Origin of the sequence: Cyanobium sp. T1B-Tous (genome assembly GCF_024345475.1) — a bacterium.
In the GTDB taxonomy this organism is placed as follows: domain Bacteria; phylum Cyanobacteriota; class Cyanobacteriia; order PCC-6307; family Cyanobiaceae; genus Cyanobium_A.
In genome coordinates, this window is the sequence record NZ_JAGQBE010000022.1 from 17,564 (window position 1) to 35,967 (window position 18,404).

At 65.7% G+C, this 18,404-nt stretch carries 20 protein-coding genes and 2 pseudogenes; 11 read left to right on the forward strand and 11 right to left on the reverse strand.

Features of this window, described 5'->3' with window-relative positions; translation table 11 throughout:
* Window positions 1–20: 20 nt before the first annotated feature.
* Window positions 21–2,354 carry a bifunctional (p)ppGpp synthetase/guanosine-3',5'-bis(diphosphate) 3'-pyrophosphohydrolase gene (locus KBY71_RS07030; RefSeq protein ID WP_254928227.1) on the forward strand — a complete coding sequence of 778 codons (2,334 nt, stop codon included), beginning with the start codon at window positions 21–23 and terminating at the stop codon, window positions 2,352–2,354.
* On the opposite strand, the gene KBY71_RS07035 is transcribed toward KBY71_RS07030, so the two are convergent.
* Complete coding sequence (locus KBY71_RS07035) at window positions 2,351–2,500, reverse strand: hypothetical protein (RefSeq protein WP_254928228.1); 150 nt, start codon at window positions 2,498–2,500, stop codon at window positions 2,351–2,353. The genes KBY71_RS07030 and KBY71_RS07035 overlap by 4 nt on opposite strands.
* Window positions 2,501–2,648: 148 nt before the next feature.
* On the opposite strand from KBY71_RS07035, the gene KBY71_RS07040 reads away from it, so the two are divergent.
* Window positions 2,649–2,837, forward strand: coding sequence for a hypothetical protein (locus KBY71_RS07040; RefSeq protein ID WP_254928229.1), 189 nt, complete (start codon window positions 2,649–2,651; stop codon window positions 2,835–2,837).
* Here the strand turns inward: KBY71_RS07040 and KBY71_RS07045 are convergent, their stop codons facing one another.
* Window positions 2,838–3,311, reverse strand: a complete 474-nt coding sequence (locus KBY71_RS07045; RefSeq protein WP_254928230.1) for a DUF2062 domain-containing protein — start codon at window positions 3,309–3,311, stop codon at window positions 2,838–2,840.
* Between KBY71_RS07045 and mnmE the strand changes: the two genes are divergently transcribed.
* On the forward strand, window positions 3,310–4,704 hold the full coding sequence (mnmE, locus tag KBY71_RS07050; RefSeq protein ID WP_254928231.1) for a tRNA uridine-5-carboxymethylaminomethyl(34) synthesis GTPase MnmE: 1,395 nt from the start codon (window positions 3,310–3,312) through the stop codon (window positions 4,702–4,704). The genes KBY71_RS07045 and mnmE overlap by 2 nt on opposite strands.
* 15 nt (window positions 4,705–4,719) lie before the next feature.
* Here the strand turns inward: mnmE and KBY71_RS07055 are convergent, their stop codons facing one another.
* The gene (locus KBY71_RS07055; RefSeq protein ID WP_254928232.1) at window positions 4,720–6,291 is read right to left on the reverse strand and encodes an NCS2 family permease; all 1,572 of its coding nucleotides are present in this window, start codon (window positions 6,289–6,291) and stop codon (window positions 4,720–4,722) included.
* A 121-nt stretch (window positions 6,292–6,412) separates the two neighbouring features.
* Between KBY71_RS07055 and nadC the strand changes: the two genes are divergently transcribed.
* The 5 genes from nadC to argS all read left to right on the forward strand — a co-directional run bounded on the left by nadC (window position 6,413) and on the right by argS (window position 11,818).
* Window positions 6,413–7,270 carry a carboxylating nicotinate-nucleotide diphosphorylase gene (gene nadC, locus KBY71_RS07060; protein WP_254928233.1) on the forward strand — a complete coding sequence of 286 codons (858 nt, stop codon included), beginning with the start codon at window positions 6,413–6,415 and terminating at the stop codon, window positions 7,268–7,270.
* Window positions 7,271–7,334: 64 nt separating this feature from the next.
* Window positions 7,335–8,309: an extracellular substrate binding-like orphan protein GrrP gene (grrP, locus tag KBY71_RS07065; protein WP_254928234.1), complete on the forward strand. Its 975-nt coding sequence runs from the start codon at window positions 7,335–7,337 to the stop codon at window positions 8,307–8,309.
* Between the two features lie 34 nt (window positions 8,310–8,343).
* Window positions 8,344–8,757, forward strand: coding sequence for a GrrA/OscA1 family cyclophane-containing rSAM-modified RiPP (gene grrA / locus KBY71_RS07070; RefSeq protein WP_254928235.1), 414 nt, complete (start codon window positions 8,344–8,346; stop codon window positions 8,755–8,757).
* Entirely contained in the window at window positions 8,757–9,950 is a 1,194-nt protein-coding gene (grrM, locus tag KBY71_RS07075; RefSeq protein WP_254928236.1) for a cyclophane-forming radical SAM/SPASM peptide maturase GrrM/OscB, read from the forward strand. Before grrA ends, grrM begins: the two co-directional genes overlap by 1 nt.
* A gap of 71 nt (window positions 9,951–10,021) precedes the next feature.
* Window positions 10,022–11,818, forward strand: coding sequence for an arginine--tRNA ligase (gene argS / locus KBY71_RS07080; RefSeq protein WP_254928237.1), 1,797 nt, complete (start codon window positions 10,022–10,024; stop codon window positions 11,816–11,818).
* 12 nt (window positions 11,819–11,830) lie between these two features.
* On the opposite strand, the gene KBY71_RS07085 is transcribed toward argS, so the two are convergent.
* The gene (locus tag KBY71_RS07085; RefSeq protein WP_254928238.1) at window positions 11,831–12,613 is read right to left on the reverse strand and encodes a glycosyltransferase family 2 protein; all 783 of its coding nucleotides are present in this window, start codon (window positions 12,611–12,613) and stop codon (window positions 11,831–11,833) included.
* 21 nt (window positions 12,614–12,634) lie between these two features.
* Window positions 12,635–13,456 carry a glycosyltransferase family 32 protein gene (locus KBY71_RS07090; RefSeq protein WP_254928239.1) on the reverse strand — a complete coding sequence of 274 codons (822 nt, stop codon included), beginning with the start codon at window positions 13,454–13,456 and terminating at the stop codon, window positions 12,635–12,637.
* A 45-nt stretch (window positions 13,457–13,501) separates the two neighbouring features.
* Between KBY71_RS07090 and KBY71_RS07095 the strand changes: the two genes are divergently transcribed.
* From KBY71_RS07095 to KBY71_RS07105, 3 genes and pseudogenes are all read left to right on the forward strand, one after another.
* Window positions 13,502–14,623: a histidinol-phosphate transaminase gene (locus tag KBY71_RS07095; RefSeq protein WP_254928246.1), complete on the forward strand. Its 1,122-nt coding sequence runs from the start codon at window positions 13,502–13,504 to the stop codon at window positions 14,621–14,623.
* A 125-nt stretch (window positions 14,624–14,748) separates the two neighbouring features.
* Window positions 14,749–15,561 (forward strand): hypothetical protein, encoded by an 813-nt coding sequence (locus KBY71_RS07100; protein WP_254928240.1) that lies wholly within the window; start codon window positions 14,749–14,751, stop codon window positions 15,559–15,561.
* A 29-nt stretch (window positions 15,562–15,590) separates the two neighbouring features.
* Window positions 15,591–15,710 (forward strand): annotated as a pseudogene (locus tag KBY71_RS07105) (histidinol-phosphate aminotransferase); the annotation flags it as partial.
* Here KBY71_RS07105 and KBY71_RS07110 read toward each other — a convergent pair.
* The 6 genes and pseudogenes from KBY71_RS07110 to prfB all read right to left on the reverse strand — a co-directional run.
* The gene (locus KBY71_RS07110) at window positions 15,707–16,441 is read right to left on the reverse strand and encodes an MBL fold metallo-hydrolase (protein ID WP_254928241.1); all 735 of its coding nucleotides are present in this window, start codon (window positions 16,439–16,441) and stop codon (window positions 15,707–15,709) included. The pseudogene KBY71_RS07105 and the gene KBY71_RS07110 sit on opposite strands and share 4 nt — an antisense overlap.
* A 24-nt stretch (window positions 16,442–16,465) precedes the next feature.
* On the reverse strand, window positions 16,466–17,074 hold the full coding sequence (locus KBY71_RS07115; RefSeq protein ID WP_254928242.1) for an aminodeoxychorismate/anthranilate synthase component II: 609 nt from the start codon (window positions 17,072–17,074) through the stop codon (window positions 16,466–16,468).
* Between the two features lie 23 nt (window positions 17,075–17,097).
* Entirely contained in the window at window positions 17,098–17,535 is a 438-nt protein-coding gene (locus tag KBY71_RS07120) for a diacylglycerol kinase family protein (RefSeq protein WP_254928243.1), read from the reverse strand.
* Window positions 17,532–18,065: an rRNA maturation RNase YbeY gene (ybeY, locus tag KBY71_RS07125; RefSeq protein WP_254928244.1), complete on the reverse strand. Its 534-nt coding sequence runs from the start codon at window positions 18,063–18,065 to the stop codon at window positions 17,532–17,534. The genes KBY71_RS07120 and ybeY overlap by 4 nt, the downstream gene beginning before the upstream one ends.
* 1 nt (window position 18,066) lies before the next feature.
* On the reverse strand, window positions 18,067–18,264 hold the full coding sequence (locus tag KBY71_RS07130) for a DUF3285 domain-containing protein (protein WP_254928245.1): 198 nt from the start codon (window positions 18,262–18,264) through the stop codon (window positions 18,067–18,069).
* Window positions 18,257–18,404, reverse strand: a pseudogene (prfB, locus tag KBY71_RS07135) (peptide chain release factor 2); the annotation flags it as partial. The gene KBY71_RS07130 and the pseudogene prfB, both read right to left, overlap by 8 nt.

Here is an 18,404-nt window from a genome sequence, read left to right on the forward strand (position 1 = left end):
GAAGCATTCCGCAGGGTGGAATGCTCAGGGCGGTTCCTGATCTGGACGCAACCGCCGGGGCTGTTTCAGTCGCGGTGCCTCCAGCTGCCCCCCTGCGCCGGCCGATCCGCACCCCCGCCGATTACGGCGTGCCCCTGCCCGAGTGGCTGCAGCGCTGCATCGAGCACGTGCCCCCGGGGGACGGGGAGAGTTGCCCCACCGACGCCGAGGCCCTGCTGGCCTCCGCCTTTGATTTCGCCTTTCAGCTTCATGAGGGCCAGTTCCGGGCCAGCGGCGAGCCCTACATCATTCATCCGGTTGCCGTCGCCGACCTGTTGCGCGACATCGGCGCCAGTGCCGGTGTGATTGCGGCCGGCTTCCTCCACGACGTGGTGGAGGACACCGAGGTCACGGCGGAGGAGATCGAGCAGCACTTCGGCGCCGAGGTACGGGCCCTGGTGGAGGGGGTGACCAAGCTCGGCGGCATCCACTTCACCAATCACACCGAGGCCCAGGCCGAAAACCTGCGCCGCATGTTCCTGGCCATGGCCAGCGACATCCGCGTCGTGCTGGTGAAGCTGGCGGACCGCCTGCACAACATGCGCACCCTCGGCGCCCTCAAGCCCGAGAAGCAGCTGCGCATCGCCCGGGAAACCCGGGAGATCTATGCCCCCCTGGCCAACCGTCTCGGCATCGGCCGGCTCAAGTGGGAGCTGGAGGATCTGGCCTTCAAGATCCTCGAGCCCGAGGCCTACCGGGATGTGCAGCAGCAGGTGGCCACCAAGCGCAGCGAGCGGGAGGAGCGGCTGGGGGTCACCGTGCAGCTCTTGCGGGATCGCTTGGCCGCGGTGGGGCTGGCCCATTGCGAGGTGAGCGGTCGGCCGAAGCATCTCTATGGCATCTGGAGCAAGATGCAGCGCCAGCAGAAGGCCTTCCACGAAATCTTCGACGTGGCCGCCCTGCGGATTCTCTGCCCCAATCTCGAGAGCTGCTACCGGGCCCTGGCGGTGGTGCACGACACCTTCCGGCCCATTCCCGGGCGCTTCAAGGACTACATCGGCCTGCCCAAGCCCAACGGCTACCAGTCGCTGCACACGGCCGTGATCGGCCGGCACCGACCGATCGAGGTGCAGATCCGCACCACCGACATGCACCAGGTGGCCGAGTACGGCATCGCCGCCCACTGGAAGTACAAGGAGGGCGGCTCTCCGGCCGCCTCCGGCGCCGATGCGGAGCGCTTCAACTGGCTGCGCCAGCTGGTCGACTGGCAGAAGGACGACGGTGGCACCGACAGCAGCGATTTCCTGCGTTCGATCAAGGAAGACCTCTTCGATGAGGAGGTGTTCGTGTTCACCCCCAATGGGGATGTGGTGGGTCTGCGCAAGGGCTCCACGGCCGTGGACTTCGCCTACCGGATCCACTCGGAGGTGGGCAACCACTGCCAGGGCGTGCGCATCAACGATCGGCTCTGCCCCCTGGCCACCCCCCTGCAGAACGGCGACTTCGTGCAGGTGATCACCGCCAAGACGGCGCACCCGAGCCTCGACTGGCTCAACTTCGTGGCCACCCCCACGGCCCGCAACCGCATTCGCCACTGGTACAAGACGAGCCATCGCGAGGAGAACATCCTGCGGGGCACCGAATTGCTCGAGCGGGAGCTGGGGCGTGATGGCTTTGATGCCCTGCTCAATGGCCAGGCCATGGCCAAGGTGGCGCGCCGCTGCAACCTCACCGGCACCGAAGACCTGCTGGCCTCCCTGGGCTTCGGCGGAGTCACCCTCCACCAGGTGCTCAACCGTCTGCGGGAGGAATTGCGGTTGGCCAGTGCGGCCGCGGCACCGGTGCTGACCAACGAGCAGCTGGCCGCCAACGTGTCGGCGGCCCGCGGTGCCCAGGCGGAGGCCCAGGCCGCATCGGCGGGGGGAGCCAGCCCGATCCTGGGCCTGGAGGGCCTCGACTACCGGCTGGGGGGCTGTTGCAGCCCCCTGCCAGGTGAAGCGATCCTGGGGGCGGTGGCCCTGGGCAACCACGGCATCACGATCCACCGTCAGGACTGCTCCAACGTGGTCCAGGTGCCGGCTGAGCGGCGCCTGCCGGTGCGCTGGAATCCGGCGGTTGAAGCCCGGCCGCGCCGCTACCCGGTGCAGCTGCGCATTGAGGTGCTGGACCGGGTGGGGGTGCTCAAGGACATCCTCACCCGCCTCTCGGATCACCGCATCAACGTCAGCGATGCCCGGGTGCGCACCAATCCCGGCAAGCCCGCCCGCATTGATCTGCGGGTGGAGCTCGAGAGTGCCGGCCAGCTCACCAGCACCATGAACCAGATCCGCTCGATGGCGGATGTGCTCGACATCGCCCGCACGGGGATTGGCTAAGGCAGGGTGAAGCCCGAGGTGTTGAGGTGCTTGAGGTCGAGCATCACCAGGGTGAGCCACACCAGCAGGCCCACGCCGCCGATCGAGCCCAGCACCAGCAGCAGTCCGGACAGTGCCGACCGGGAGGAGTCCTTGCCGTCAGCCACAAGCGCCAGTTGATGGGTTCTGATCTTCTCACCTCTGGCCGCCGCTTCTGCGTGAGGGTCTGAGCACAGGCCCCTGCCACCGTGACGATGGCTACTGCGTCCGGCGGAGGCCCCTTCTACAAACGGCCCATCCCGCGCGTGCCATGCCATGACCTCCGAGCAGGCGGCCCAGCTGATCGATGAGACCCTCGACCTGGTCCATCAGCGCCTCCAGGACCTCCAGGCCCAGTGCCTCCCCCGGGAGCAACACGCCCTGGCCGAGGAGTTTCGGGAGTGGCGTCACCCCGAGGGCGGCCACATCGACCTGATGGTGTTTCCAGGCCTGGCGAACCCCTGATCAACCCTGGCGTTTGCCGCGCCGGTGTTCCCGCTCCAGCCACTGCCAGTAGAGCCAGCCTCCCAGCAGGGCGCAGGCCACTCCCACCAGGGTTGAACCCAGCAACAGGCGGCTGACGAAGCCCCCGCCGCTGTGCCAGACGCGGCCGGCCTGCAGGTCGTCGAGGCCGGGCCAGCCGGCCCCAGGCCCGATCAGCCAGCAGCCCAGCTGGTAGTTGAACCAATACAGCGGCAGCGAGGTGAACGGGTTGCTCACCCAGGTGCCCGCCGCCGCCAGCAGGTGGTTGCCGCGCACCGCTGAAGCCAGGGCCACGCTGAGCAGCATCTGCAGGCCAAAGAAGGGATAGCAGCCGCAGAACAAGCCGGCAGCCAGGCCCCGGGCCCGCTGGCCGTGGCTGCCCTCCTGGTGCCACAGCCAGGCCAGCAGACGCCGCAGTCGGCGGCCCAGGGCGGTGTGGGGCTGAAATGGGGGCATGCGTGTAGACGACTCCCAGACCACGGACACCATTGCGGCCATTGCCACGGCCGTGGCGCCGGGCGAAGGCAGTGTGGCGATCGTAAGGATCTCCGGCCCGGAGGCGGAGGGGATCGGCCGGCAGCTGTTTGCGGCGCCTGGCCAGCAGGTGTGGGAAAGCCACCGGGTGCTCTACGGCCACGTGGTGGATCCCGCCTCGGGGGAACGGGTGGATGAGGCCCTGCTGCTGCTGATGCGGGCGCCGCGCAGCTTCACCCGCGAAACCGTGGTGGAGTTGCACTGCCACGGTGGTCTGGTGGCGGTGCAGCGGGTGCTGGAGCTGGTGCTGGCGGCCGGGGCCCGCCGGGCCCTGCCGGGGGAATTCAGCCAGCGGGCCTTCCTCAACGGCCGGCTGGATCTCACCCGGGCCGAGGCGATCAGCGAGATGATCACGGCCCGCAGCCGCCGGGCGGCCCAGCTGGCCATGGCCGGCATCGACGGTGGCCTGCAGCAGCGCATCGGCACCCTGCGGGAGCGCCTGCTGGATCAGCTGGCGGAACTGGAGGCCCGGGTGGATTTCGAGGAGGATTTGCCGCCTCTCGATGCCGCGGCCGTGGTGGCGGAGCTGGAGGCGGTGCGGGCGGCCCTGCAGCAGCTGGTGGCGGAGGCGCGTCAGGGGGAGCTGCTGCGGCAGGGGCTGCGGGTGGCGATCGTGGGACGCCCCAACGTGGGCAAATCCAGCCTGCTCAACCTGCTCAGCCAGCGGGAAAAGGCGATCGTGACCGACCTGCCCGGCACCACCCGCGACCTGCTCGAAAGCGAGCTGGTGCTCGATGGGGTGCCGCTCACCCTGCTCGACACCGCCGGCATCCGCCCCACCAGCGATCGGGTGGAGCAGCTGGGGATTGCTCGCTCCCGCGAGGCCCTGGCGGCAGCCGATGCGGTGCTGCTGTTGTTTGATCTCAGTGCGGGCTGGACCGCCGAGGACGCGGCGTTGCGCGCGTTGGCACCGGAGGGATCCGTGCTCCTGGTGGCCGGCAACAAGGCCGATGCCGCCGCGCTGCCCGTGGGCCTGGTGCCGCCCGAGGATGGGGCGCGGGCCCCGGCGGATGTGAGCTTCAGCGCGGTCAGCGGCGCCGGCCGGGACGCCCTGGTGGCCGAGCTGCTGCGCCGCTGCGGCGCCGGTTCCCTGGAGGGCGTGCAGGTGGCCCTCAACGCCCGCCAGCGGGATCTGGCCGGCGCGGCGGCGTTGAGCCTGGAGGCTTCCCTCGAGGCTGCCGCCCAGCAGCTGCCCTGGGATTTCTGGACGATCGACCTGCGCACCGCCGTGCGCTGTCTCGGGGAGATCACCGGCGCGGAGGTGAGCGAGGCGGTGCTCGATCGGGTGTTTTCGCGGTTTTGTATCGGCAAGTAGGCGGCTTGCCCCACCTCAGCGCTGAGGCCGGAGGCGCCAGCGCGCGGCGAGGAACACCAGGGCCATCACGGCGTAGCCGAGGGCCCAGCTGCGGCCCACCCCCCAGCCCAGCTGCAGCACCGTGTCGGCACTGGTGAACTGCCAGGCGTGGATCACGCCAAACCAGGCCAGCACGGCCGCGATGCCGGCGCAGGCCGCGGCCGCCAGCAACCGGGCCTCGATCACATACACGAGCATCCCGGCCAGCAGCATCGCCGTGATGATCTGGCCCTGTTCCAGGGCGAAGGCGCCGGCTGCCCACACATCCGCCTGGGCCAGGGGCGCCAGCAGCTGGGGGCCAAAGGGGTTGGCGGCGGTGCCGCTGCCGCCAGCTCGTAGCCCCGCCTTGAGCATCAGGGCCCCCCAGCCGGCCAGCCCCGGCAGCAGTCCGAGGGCCACGGCCGGGGCATGGCGCGGGGGCGTGGCCTGGAAGGCCTGGGCGGCGATCACCAAGCCGATGTAGAGCACGATGGCCATCCCCGCCTCGATCGGCACCAGCTGGCCGATCACCCCGAACAGGCCCAGCAGGCAGCCGGCGGCCATCACCACGCCGTTGAGCCAGGAGTAGCCAATGCGGGCGCCCATCGCCTTCCAGCCCGGATGGCCGATGTAGATCGTGGTGGGGAAGCACGAGCCGAGGGTGGCGGCGGCCAGGGTGCCGATGCCATTGATCAGCATCGAACTGCGCACGGGGTAGCGATCCCCCGCCGCCTCGGCGCTCTCCAGGTTCTGCAGGGAGCCGATCACGTTGAACAGCCCCATCGGCACGATTACCCCCAGCCAGGGCACCAGCTGGCCCCGGGCCTGCCAGAGCTCCGCCAGCTGCAACCGGGGCAGATGCAGCCCAATCAGGCCGGTGCTGCGCTGCCAGCTCACCGGATCCATGTCGATCAGGCCATTGGCCCAGGCCAGGGCGATGCCCAGCAGCACCGCCACCAGACCAGCGGGCACGGGCCAGCGCACCGGGGCGTAGTACCCCACCAGAATCACGGCCAGCACCGCCAAGCCCACCACCGGCTGGGCGTAGGTGCGCAGCAGGAAGCCCAGGGCGATGTAGCCCAGGGCAATGCCCGCCAGGGTGGAGAGCAGGGCGGCCCGGGGCAGCCAGCGCTGCAGGGCGTTACCGATGAAGGCGCCGGAACACTCGATCAGCCCCGAGCCCAGGCAGGCGATCAGGCCGGCCTGCCAGGACAGGGTCACGGCTTCGGCCTCGCCCAGTCCCTGGCTCAGGGACACCAGTTTCACCGGCAGCATCACCAGGAACACGTAGGCGAACAGGCTCACCGTGTTGATGCCGTAGGGCAGGGCCGTGCGGTCGTCGCGCCCCTCCCGCAGGTCGAGTTGAAAGGCCTGGCGGGCATAGGCCAGGTTGCCCACCACCAGGCTGATGCCGGTGGCCGGCAGGATCGTGCCGAACACCAGGCTGTCGGGGTAGCCGAGCACGCCCCGGCACAGGGCCACGATCAACAGGATCTGGATCAGGTTGTCGAGCCCCAGGCCGAGGAAGCCGTCGAGGTCACCGCTCGTCCACCAGCGGGGTTGGGTCATGCTGGTCTTCCGGATCAGCGGATGGCCTCAGGTTGCCATCCAAATCAGCCGGGTCGATCCCCCCCATGCCATCCGAGGGTGGCTCCCTGCCCATCATGGGAAGGCCCGGACCGGAGGGGTGATGCCCGCTGCCCACTTGCCCACCACCCCGGAGCTCGAGTCCCAGCTGCGCGCCTGGTTGGCGGAAGATCTCGGCCGCGGCGATCTCTCGGCTGTTGCGCTGGCTGGCTGCAGGGGCCGGGCCCACTGGTTGGCCAAGGCGCCGGGGCTGTTCTGCGGTGGCGTGCTGGTGGAGCCGTTGTTCCGGTTGCTGGATCCGGCGGTGCAGGTGCGGCTGTTGGTGGCCGATGGCGAGCCGGTGGTGGCGGGGCAGCGCTTGCTGGAGTTGGAGGGGCCTGCGGCCGCGCTGGTGGCGGGGGAGCGCACGGCCCTCAATCTGGCGATGCGGCTCTCCGGCATTGCCACGGCGACGGCAGCCCTGGTGGCGGAGCTGGAGGGTACGGGGGTGCGCCTGGCCGACACCCGCAAGACCACCCCGGGCCTGCGCCGGTTGGAGAAATACGCCGTGCGCTGTGGCGGCGGAATCAACCACCGCCTGGGATTGGACGATGCCGCCATGCTCAAGGAAAACCACCTGGCCTGGGCCGGCGGGGTGGCGGCGGCGCTGGCCGCGGTGCGGGCGGCGGCGCCCTGGCCGGCAGCGGTGATCGTGGAGGCCGAAACCGCCGCTGAGGCCGTAGCCGCGGTGCAGGCCGGGGCCGATGGGGTGCTGCTCGACGAAGTCCCGCCCCAGGAGTTGCAGGAGCTGGTGCCCCAGCTGCGGGGGCTCGCCCAGGGCCGGCGGCTGGTGCTGGAGGCCTCCGGTGTGCAGCCTGCCCAGTTGCGGGCCTATGCGGCCACCGGCATCGACCTGATCTCCACCAGTGCGCCGATCACCCGCAGCACCTGGCTCGATCTGAGCATGCGCTTTGACGCCTGAGGAGAGGCGCGTTGGCAGCGGAGCCGACTGTCTCCATACTTCCAGGAGTTCATGCCGAGGCTGGGTGGCGACACAACTCCACAGCGCACGCTCCACCCCGGGAATCACGCCCTGGCGATGGCTGAGCCGCCCCCTGGCGGTGGCCACGGGCACGCTGGCCCTGCTGGCCGCGATGCCGGCGGCGGCTCTGGCCGAGGGCACCGTGCAGCGGGCGGCGCGCACCGGCCAGCTCGTGCTGAGCGGCTTTGCCAATGTGCCCCCCCTGATGGTGGTTGGTCCCCAGGGACAACCCAGCGGCTACGGCCTCCTGGTGGCCGATCGGATCGCCGCCGAACTCTCCCAGGCCGTGGCCAAGCCCGTGACGGTGCGCTTTGCGCCGATCGCTGACCCCGCCAGCCTGGTGGGCAGCATCACCAAGGGTCAGGCCGATCTGGCCTGCGGTGTGCCGTTCAGCTGGGAGCTGGACATGCAGGTGGATTTCTCGCTGCCCATCGGGCTCTCAGGCTTGAGGCTGCTGGCCCCGGCCGGTCGCTTCGATGGCAGCGCGGCGGCTCTGGCCGGCCGCAAGATCGCGGTGGTGCGCCAATCGTTGGCCCAGACCGAGCTGAAGGGCATGCAGCCCAAAGCCACGGCCGTCCCCTTCGACAACCTGCCGGCGGCCGTTGCGGCCCTGAAGGCCGGTGGTGTGGATGGTGTCGTGGGAGACACGCTTGTTCTGGCTGGTCTGATGCGCCAACAGGGGCTGCAGGGGCTGGCCCTCACCCCCGAGTTCCCCTACGAGGCCTACGCCGTGAGTTGCGTGCTGGCCGAGAACGATTCGGCCTTCCGCAATCTGGTCAACCTGGCGATCGCCCGGATGTTGCTGGGCTACCTCGATGGCCAGCCAGACACCGTGGCTGCCGTGAACCGTTGGCTGGGGCCTGGCAGTGCCGCGGGCCTGCCCGAAGCCACGATTCGCGCCAGCTTTGAGGCGGTGTTGCTGGGGGTTGAGACGATCCGTCCGATTCCGGCAGACCAGGCCGCTCCCACCGCCCGCTGAACCAGTTCGCTGATCCCCCTTCTCCGTTGCTGCCATGGCGTTGTTCAACCGCTCCCATCTGTTTGGCCTGTTGCTACTGGCCTCCCTACCGCTCGATGGCGCGGCGGCGCTGGCCCTGGCCAGCGTCCAGGAAGCCCCAGTTGAGCGCAGCACTCCCGAGCGCAGCATTGAGGAACGGCTGAGCCGGATTGCCGCGGCTGTGCAGGAGCGCGAGGGTGCTCTCGGTGCGCCGGAGGGCTCCACAGGCGTTGGTGACGACGCCCTCTCCTACATGTTCGTCAACGGCTCCGGGTTGGGCTGGGCGAACGGTGGGTTCAACAACGGCGGCTTTTACAACGGGGGTTTCTACAACGGTGGGTTCAATAACGGCGGCTTCTACAACGGTGGCTTCCGCAATGGCGGTTTCCGTAATGGGGGCTTCCTCAACGGAGGCCGCTACTGGCGTTGATGACGGCTGCGGGTGCTGACGTGATGGTCGAGGCGGGCCCGAGTGATGGCCCGGTGAGGTTGCTGGTGGTTCAACCCACCCCCTTCTGCAACCTCGATTGCGATTACTGCTATCTGCCGGATCGGGGTGATCGCACCCGGATCTCGTTTGCCGTGCTGGAGGCGGCCGTGGAGCGGGTGCTGGACAGCCCCTATTTCGGGGGGGCGTTCACCCTGCTTTGGCATGCGGGCGAACCGCTGATGGCGCCGATTGCCTTCTACGACGAAGCCACCCAGCGGATCAGCCGGCTGTTGGAAGAGCGCGGCTTGCCCCCCACCACGATTGTGCAGTCGTTGCAGACCAATGCCACCGTGATCGATGCGGCCTGGTGTGACTGCTTCGAACGCAATCGCATCCATGTTGGTGTGAGCATGGACGGGCCCGCCTTCCTGCATGACGCCCACCGGGTCACCCGTACGGGTTTATCCACCCACGCGGCAGTCATGCGCGGCATCGACTGGTTGGCCCGGCGGCAGATTCCCTTTCAGGTGATCTGCGTGCTCACGGCCGATGCTCTCGACCACGCCGATGCCATCGCCGATTTCTTTCTCCAGCACGGCATCGTTGAGGTGGGCTTCAACATGGAGGAGACGGAGGGGGCGAACAGCCACTCCAGCCTCGATGCTGGCGGTGCCGCCCAGGCGGCCCTGGAGCAGCGCTATCGCGCCTTCATGGGGCGGCTGTGGCAGCGCAGCCGCGAGCAGCCAGGCCGTCTGTGCATCCGCGAATTTGACGGCATCGCCAGCATTGCCTGCAGCCAGGCGCGCATGGTGCAAACCGACATGAACACGCCGTTTGTGATTGTCAATGTGGATGCCACGGGCCAGGTGTCCACCTTCGATCCCGAATTGCTGTCCGTGAAGACAGCCGAGTACGGCGACTTCTCCTTCGGCAATGTGCTCGAGGACAGCTTGGAGTCGCTGGCCGGCACCGAGAAGTTCCGCCGGGTGGCCGCCGAGATCCGCGCCGGGGTGGAGCTGTGCCGCGGCAGCTGTGAGCACTTTGGGCTGTGTGGCGGCGGTACTGGCAGCAACAAGTATTGGGAACACGGCCGCTTTGACTGCACCCAAACCCAGCACTGCCGCTACCGCATCCAGTTGGTGGCCGATGTGGTGCTTGGAGGCCTGGAGCAGGAGTTGGGCCTGACGGCCTGACCCCTAGGCAATGCGGAGGCAGACGGCCTGCGCGGGATGATCAAAGACGAACCTGCCCTGGCACCAGCCCCATGCTGCGCATCGCCCAAACCCTGAACGGCCAGTTGCTGGCAGCCATGGAGCGGGCCTTCCCGGCAGCGGCTGAGCAAGCCCGTGCGGCCGGTCAGTGTCTCGATCCCCAGCTGGCGCCGGCCTCCAAGCCGGAGTTCGGCGATTTCCAGGCCAATGGGGCCCTGCCCTTAGCCAAACCTTTGGGCCAGCCGCCCCGGGCCATCGCCACGGCGATCGTGGAGCAGCTGGCGGCCGATCCCGCCTTTGCCGAACTCTTTGAGCCGCCCCAGATTGCGGGCCCTGGCTTCATCAATCTCACCCTGCGGCCTGAGCGGCTGGCCGCTGAAGTGCAAGCGCGGCTGGGGGATGGACGCCTGGGGGTGCCCGAGGTGGAGCAACGGGCCCCGGTGATCGTCGACTTTTCCAGCCCCAACATCGCCAAGGAAATGCACGTGGGGCACCTGCGCTCCACGATCATTGGCGACTCCCTAGCCCGGGTGCTCGAGTTTCGTGGCCATCCGGTGCGGCGGCTCAACCATGTGGGCGATTGGGGCACCCAGTTCGGGATGCTGATCACCCACCTCAAACAGGTGGCCCCCGAGGCCCTGATCACCGCCGACGCGGTGGATCTGGGCGATCTGGTGGCCTTCTACCGCCAGGCCAAACAGCGTTTTGACGACGATGAGGCCTTTCAGACCACCTCCCGGGAGGAGGTGGTGAAGCTGCAGGGCGGTGATCCTGTGTCGCTGAAGGCTTGGGGCTTGCTCTGCGATCAGAGCCGGCGCGAGTTCCAGGCGATCTACGACCGGCTGGACATCGCCTTGTGCGAGCGCGGCGAATCCTTCTACAACCCCTACCTCGCCGGTGTTGTGGCCGATCTGGACGCGTTGGGTCTGCTGGTGGTGGACGACGGCGCCCGCTGCGTGTTCCTTGAAGGGGTGAGCGGCAAGGACGGCAAGCCCCTGCCGGTGATCGTGCAGAAGAGCGATGGCGGCTTCAACTACGCCACCACCGATCTGGCGGCGATCCGCTACCGCTTCGCTCCCGCGCCCGGCGGCGATGGGGCCCACCGCGTGATCTACGTGACCGATGCCGGCCAGGCCAACCACTTCGCCGGCGTGTTCCAGGTGGCCCGGCGCGCCGGCTGGATTCCCCCCTACGGCAGCGTGGAGCATGTCCCTTTCGGCCTGGTGCAGGGGGAAGACGGCAAGAAGCTGAAAACCCGCGCCGGCGACACCGTGCGGCTGCGGGATCTGCTCGATGAGGCGGTGGAACGGGCCGAGGCCGACCTCCGCCGCCGCCTGGTCGAGGAGGAGCGCAGCGAAGACGAGGCCTTCATCCAGCACGTGGCCACCACCGTGGGTCTGGCGGCCGTGAAGTACGCCGATCTCAGCCAAAACCGCACCACCAACTACCAGTTCAGCTTTGATCGCATGCTGGCGCTGCAGGGGAACACGGCCCCCTATTTGCTCTACGCGGTGGTGCGCATCGCTGGCATCGCCCGTAAGGGCGGCGATCTGCAGTCCGGTGGCCCTGCCGCACTCACCTTCACGGAACCCCAGGAGTGGGCCCTGGTGCGGGAGCTGCTCAAGCTCGATGGGGTGATCGCCGAAGTGGAAGAGGAGTTGCTGCCCAATCGGCTGTGCACCTACCTGTTCGAGCTCAGCCAGGTGTTCAACCGCTTCTACGACCAGGTGCCGGTGCTCAAAGCCGAAGATCCCGCCCGAAGTTCCCGCCTGGCCCTCTGTCGCCTCACCGCCGACACCCTCAAACTGGGGTTGGGTCTGTTGGGCATTCCTCCGTTGGAGCGGATGTGATGCAACTCCCCCTCAGCGCCGGACTGGGGTCGATGCTTCTGGGCCGGAGTCGTAGTGAGCTGCGCAGTACTTGAAGAACACTTCTAAAGCGACGAGCAGGCTGTACAAGAACCCTTCGGCACCACTAAGGAATGAGAGCTTGACGAAATAAAGATTCAGAAAGCGTGGCACGGCATGAATGAGTCCGGTAGCTACGCCAAGGTGAGATTTTGAGTTCCGCAGTTTGATGGCGGCCAGCTGAGAATATTGCGCAAGTTTTAAGAGGCTTTGGTGAATAGACCTGCGGGAGTGATGAATCAACCTTGTTTGGAATAGGAGTGTTTGCGGCGCTGCTCGCAGGATCGCCCCCTCGTGAACTTGGCCTTCAAAGCCAGCTAAGTCACTCAGCTTGAATAGGCGTGCGATTCCCTTCGTTTGATGAATTCCGTGTAAGCGTTTGCCAAAAACGTAATCTTCCCAGCGTATAAGCCCCCGATTGATTGTACCTTGGCCAACTGCGACGCGGATCTCGTCGGCTAATTTTTGGGGGATAACTTCGTCGCAATCAAGAAAGAAAATGTAATCGCATTTGCAGTAATTTAGCGCGCGATTCCGTTGGATCGCGAATCCCTGCCAGTCCGGGTGGTGGTAAACCTCGGCCCCGAGGGACTCTGCAATGCTGGTGGTTGGGTCGGTGCTGCCAGAATCGATGACGAGGATCTGATCTGCAAATTGAGCTGAGTTTAGGCAATTAGAAATTGTACTTGCTTCATTTAAGGCAAGTATCGCAATGCACAGGCTGTGTAATGTTTGCATTTTTGTTGCTGCTGAGCAGGTTTATGGCCTAATTGCTCGATGGTTCTTTTGTTCGAGTGTCCAGTGGCCTTCGGGCTTATCGATATATTGAAAGAATTTGTTCGTGAAGTTTCCCTGTAGGCAGGTGTGCTGGGAGAAGCGCCAGTTGTGTTCGTGCTCTGATAGCACGGCTTGGAACACGGCAGGGCCAGTTATTTCGTATATGTTGTTGCCTTGAGAAGTCTCAATGCGATGCAGAACTTCGTTGATTAGAGCTTTGATGACCGGGTTTTCAGGCTTGCTTGCTATGAAGTAATTTGTTGCAGCACCATCTTTGTAGCGAAGGAAGAGCTCGGTGGCGCCTGTGGGGATAATTCGACTAAGCGGCCAAATTAGATGTGCGTCTATATCCATGTAAATCCCGCCGTATTTATATAAGACAACTAGGCGCCAAAGGTCAGCTTGAGCGGCCCCAATGGTGAGACGACTGTACAGTTCTGCAATGCGGCCAGGAAAGTGCTGCTCTATAAAGGCCGAGCGCTCTGAAGTTGTCTGAAAGTGGTAGTCGTAATCTTGGCTTAGCAGGCGATTCCAGCACCAGGCGCTTTTTAACGGCAGCGTTACCTTGTTGGTGTAATTTGTTTGCCAAATTCTCTTCGGGATGACATCTGGCTTGGCATAGGGGTTGAAGGGCCCTCCAGGCTTGGATGCAGCTTTGTGGCTGGTATTTTTTAGGTAAAAGCGTTGGTTGGGGAATAGCCAGTGGTGCAGATAAAAGACGGGGCGGAGGCTGTTCGCTAGGAGTTTGATTAGGCGGCCAGCCAGATAGGAGAGTGCTGTATCGCGCCTCGATTGGCAGGACAAGCAAATCATTTGCGTAAGATTTCCAGTCTATGGGCACGCTTGACGATGACCCCTGGTGCTCCCCAAGCCCGCCCTGAAGTTGAGGCCCTAAGGGCCTACAGCGCTCCTCTCGAAGGTCGCCGGGGCCTGCTGCGACTCGACTTCAACGAAAACACCGTGGGGCCGAGCCCCCAGGTGGTGGAGGCGATCCGCTCCATCGCCGCCGATCAGTACGCCGTCTATCCCGAGTACGACGGGTTGCGGGAGGCGGTGGTGGCCAATCTCGCGGCAACCGGCCTGGGCCAGCCGCTCACCCCCGAGCAGGTTGGCCTCTTCAACGGCGTCGACGCGGCACTGCACGCCCTCTTTCAGGCCTACGGCGACCGTGGCGAGACGTTGCTCACCACAGCGCCAACCTTCGGCTACTACACCCCTTGTGCCCAGATGCAGGGGATGGCGATCGAGGCGATTCCCTACCGGATGCCCGATTTCCTGTTTCCCCTGGAGGAGATCCGCACGGCCTTGCAGGCAAGCGGGAGTGACGGCCAGGTTGACGGGCGGGGGCCACGCATCCTGCTGATCTGCAATCCCAACAACCCCACCGGCACTCGCCTGGCGCCGGAGCCGATCCTGGAGCTGGCCGCGGCGGCCCCGAACACCCTGGTGGTGGTGGATGAGCTCTACGAGGCCTTCACCGGCGACAGCGTGCTCCCCGTGGCCGACTTCGCGGCGACGCCGAACCTGCTGGTGTTGCGCTCCCTGGCCAAGACGGCGGGCTTGGCGGGCCTGCGCATCGGTTTTGCGATCGGTTCCGCGGCGGTGGTGGATCGGATCAGCCGCGTCACCGGCCCCTATGACATCAACAGCTTCGCCGTGACAGCGGCCCACGCGGCCCTGGCTGATCAGCCCTATGTGGACGGCTACGTGACTGAGGTGCTGCGGGCCCGCGCTTGGCTGGTGCAACAGCTGCGCCAGGCTGGGGTGCGCCACCATGCCGAAGGGGGCAATTACCTGCTGATCTGGCCCGATCTGCCACCTGAGGAGGTGGAGCGGCGACTGCGGGACGACGGCATCCTCGTGCGCTCAATGGCCGGCAAGCCGTTGATCGAAGGCTCTCTACGGGTGAGCATTGGCACCACCGAGCAGATGCGGCGCTTCTGGAGGACCTATGTGTCTATTTGTGGATGAGAGCAATAGCTAGCTAGTTCCCGAGGATGTTATGCATTCACATCTCTCGCAAAAGCCATTTTCCCCGTTCGCCATAGGCCAGTTCCCGTCCTGGCCTGTAACATGCGTATTCCCATTGGCGCTTTATGGTGATACATGCGCGCAGGCCAAAAATAGGTATAGTTTTTTATGGAATACCCAGGTCGGGAAGGATTGCGTTTCCGATTATCAGCGAAAAAATCATAGCTCCCGCGCTCGCTGTCGGAGATGTTGCTGTCAGATATCACTTTTTTAATCAAAGTAAGGTTGTCAGCGCGACATCTGGAGAAAACGGCGAGATCCCTGTCGCTGACTACGAAGTGTTCCGTGCCTTTAAGGGAGAGCTGAGTGATCCGGGAATAATTTATAATCGCTTTGATGTAGGCAGGATTCTATCCTGCGGCGACGCCTGGGCGGACGGCAATGTCAGCACTTGCAATTTGCTGAAACAGCTTTTTCCCCTGGAATGTGTAACAAATCAGATTCTCGAATGTGAGCCTGATCTGGTTATTTTTGCGCGACCTGACCTTGTCTATCATGATTGCTTCGCTCAATTGATTCTAAAAGCGCTCCAAAATTCTCGTGAGGCGGTAGCCAGGATTCCTTCCTGGCAGTGGGCGACAGGAGGGTACAATGATCGGTTTGCCTTGTGTACAGGCCGCGCTATTCGCGCGTATGGATACAGGAGTAAAATGATAACCTCCTATCTTATTGAAAAGGAAGAGCCTCTGCATTCTGAGCGGCTTTTACGGTATTCCCTTGATCATTCTTTGTCTTTTGTCCGCCACTTTTCCGCCGCGGCTTCGAGAATACGTGTTGATGGCCGAGTGGTAAATGAGCGATTTGCGCCAGTCAATGGAACTAGGGCGGTCAAATATTGGATTCGGGAGGCATGTAAGTCTGTTTTGTCTAGATTGTGATTGACGTTTTCGTCGCTTTGCGATTTGCGATCCTGGTGCGCTCGATGGCCGGCAAGCCGTTGATCGAAGGCTCCCTACGGGTGAGCATTGGCACTACCGAGCAGATGCGTCGCTTTTGGGCTGCCTACGCCGCCATCGAGGTGCGTTAGCGCATCACCTCGATCGCCATTCCCTCGCCCAGCTTCCCGGGCAGGCTCAGGGTGCGGCCACCGCGCTTCACCGGGGTGCCGGCCATGGCGTCGAGGAAGGGCTGCACCGAGGTTTGGTCGCAGTCCTTGGGGGTTTTGCCGCTGACGTACTGCACCGGGATCACCCGGCGGGGCTTGAGCTCGCGCACCACCTCGGCGGCTTCGGCGCCCGTGTACACCTTGGCGCCGCCCCCCACGCCGATGATCAGCACGTCGGGACGCCCCAGCATCACCTTGTCGGAGGGGCTGAGCTTGGCCGCTGTACCGCCCAGGTGGGCGATGTCGAGGCCGCCCTGTTTCCAGCGCCACAGGGTGGATTGGCCAAAGCGGCGGCCGTTGACCCGGTCGTGGGGGCCGGCGATGCCTTCGATCGCCAGGCCGCCCACCTTGTAGGAGCCCGGCTCCACCAGCATCTTGCCGCGGGCCACCGGCGCACCCTCATCGAGCAGGCGGCTGCTGGCCAGCACCACGGTGGCGCTGACGCGGGGTTCGGCCAGGCCGGCGGCGCAGGCCACGGCCTTGAACGGGTTGACCAGCACGGAGGCACCCCCACCGCTGATCAGCAGGGCGCTGTGGCCGTAGCTGGTGATGGTGACGCCGCCGCCCGCGAGGGCCGGGCTGGCGGCCAGCAGGGCGGTGCCCAGGCCAAGAGAGCTCAGGCTGAGAGCGCCGAGGGTGGGCAGCAGACGCATGGTGGGGCGGCAGTCGGCGTGACGCTAACCCAGCTGGGCCGGGCTGCTGGCCTGGCGCAGGAAGTTGGCGAGCAGCGCATGACCCTCCTGGGTGAGCACGCTCTCGGGGTGGAACTGCACACCCTGGAGGTGGGGGAAGCTGCGGTGGCGCAGGCCCATGATCGTGCCGTCCTCGAGCCAGGCGGTGATCTCCAGGCAGTCGGGCAGGCTCTCGCGCTCGGCGATCAGGCTGTGGTAGCGGGTGGCGGTGAGGGGGTTGGGCAGGCCCTCGAACACGCCCTGGCCGCTGTGGTGCACCGGTGAGGTTTTGCCGTGCATCAGCTCCTTGGCCCGCACCACCTTGCCGCCGTACACCTGGGCGATCGACTGGTGGCCCAGGCACACGCCCAGGGTGGGGATGGTGGGGCTGAGTTCCCGCAGCACCTCCAGGCATACCCCCGACTGGTCGGGGTCGCCGGGGCCCGGTGAAATCAGGATGGCGGCGGGGGCCAGGGCGCGGATCTGCTCGAGGCTGAGGGCGTCGTTGCGCTCCACCCGCAGGTCGGCGGCAATGGGATGCTCAGCCGCCAGCTCGCCCAGGTACTGCACCAGGTTGAAGGTGAAGCTGTCGTAGTTGTCGAGAACGAGAAGCATCGCCGCGCCTGGCCTGCCCCCATTCAAAGGCCCAGCCGGTTCAGCAGCGGCGGCACAAGCAGCAGCAGGGCGATCATCAGTGACGACAGGGCCGCCACCAGCACCGCAGCGGCGGCGCAGTCCTTGGCAATCCGGGCCAGGGGGTGGAACTGGCGGCCGATGGCCAGATCCACCACCGCTTCGGTGGCGGTGTTGAGCAGTTCCAGAACCAGCACGGCCGCCACGGTGAGCACCAGCACCGCCAGCTGGGCCGTGGGTAGTTGCAGCCACACCCCCAGGCCAAAGACCACCGCTCCGGTGATCACATGGATGCGGAAGTTGCGCTGGCTGGCAAAGCCATAGGCCAGCCCCTGGGCGGCATAGCGGAAACTTGCGGGCAGGTCACTGGCCACCGTCCAGGCCCGGTCCCTGAGGCGGCGCCCACGAGTTTCTGGGGTCGGTAAGGGGCGCAGATTGGTCATGGCTCCGCTGGCACCTTAACCAGCTCTTTCTGGCGCGCCAGCATGGCGGCGAGGCTGGCTTCGTCGGGGTGGTCCCAGCCCAGCAAGTGCAGCAAGCCATGGCTGGCCAGAAACAGCAGCTCCTGCTCCAGGTCGTGGCCATGCTCCGGCGCCTGGCGTGCTGCCGTTTCTACGGAGATAACGATGTCGCCCAGCTCCAGGGGCTCCGCCTCCCCGGATGCCGGCATCGGCGGGGCGCCATCGGTTGCTTCGTCCTGGGCGGCGAAGGCCAGCACATCGGTGGGGCCTTCCTTCTCGCGCCAATCGGCATTGAGCTCGGCGATTTCGGCGTCAGCCACCAGGCTCAGCCCCAGGCTGTAGGCGGGCGCTTGCAGGGCGGCTGGAAGCTCCGGGGCCAGCTGGTTTAGCCAGGCGCTCAATCGTGTCTGCCAGTAATCGGCATCTGACAGCAGCGGGGCCACTTCCAGATCGGGATCAGCCAGATCGGGATCAGCGCTAAAGGCCAGGTCAAGATCGGTCGAGGCGGCCATCTCAGCCTCCGGGCAGTTGGGGGCGGCCGAGCCAGGCGATCAGCACCAGGAAGCCCATAAGCCCCAGGGCCGTAAGGCCGAAGTGAAACAGGCTTTGGCGGCCCTTGCGCACCATGTTGCGCATCGCCAGCTTGATGAAGCTGGGGTTTTCGCTGGGCTGGGGCACACTTTGAGAATCATTTTGAATTGGCTCAGTCATCGCTGCCGCCTCCAGCTAGCTCGACGCCCGCATGCAGCAGGCTCTGGATGAAGGGATCGAGATCGCCGTCCATGACGCCCTGCACGTCGGTGGTTTCCTGCTGGGTGCGCAGATCTTTCACCATTTGATAGGGGTGAAAC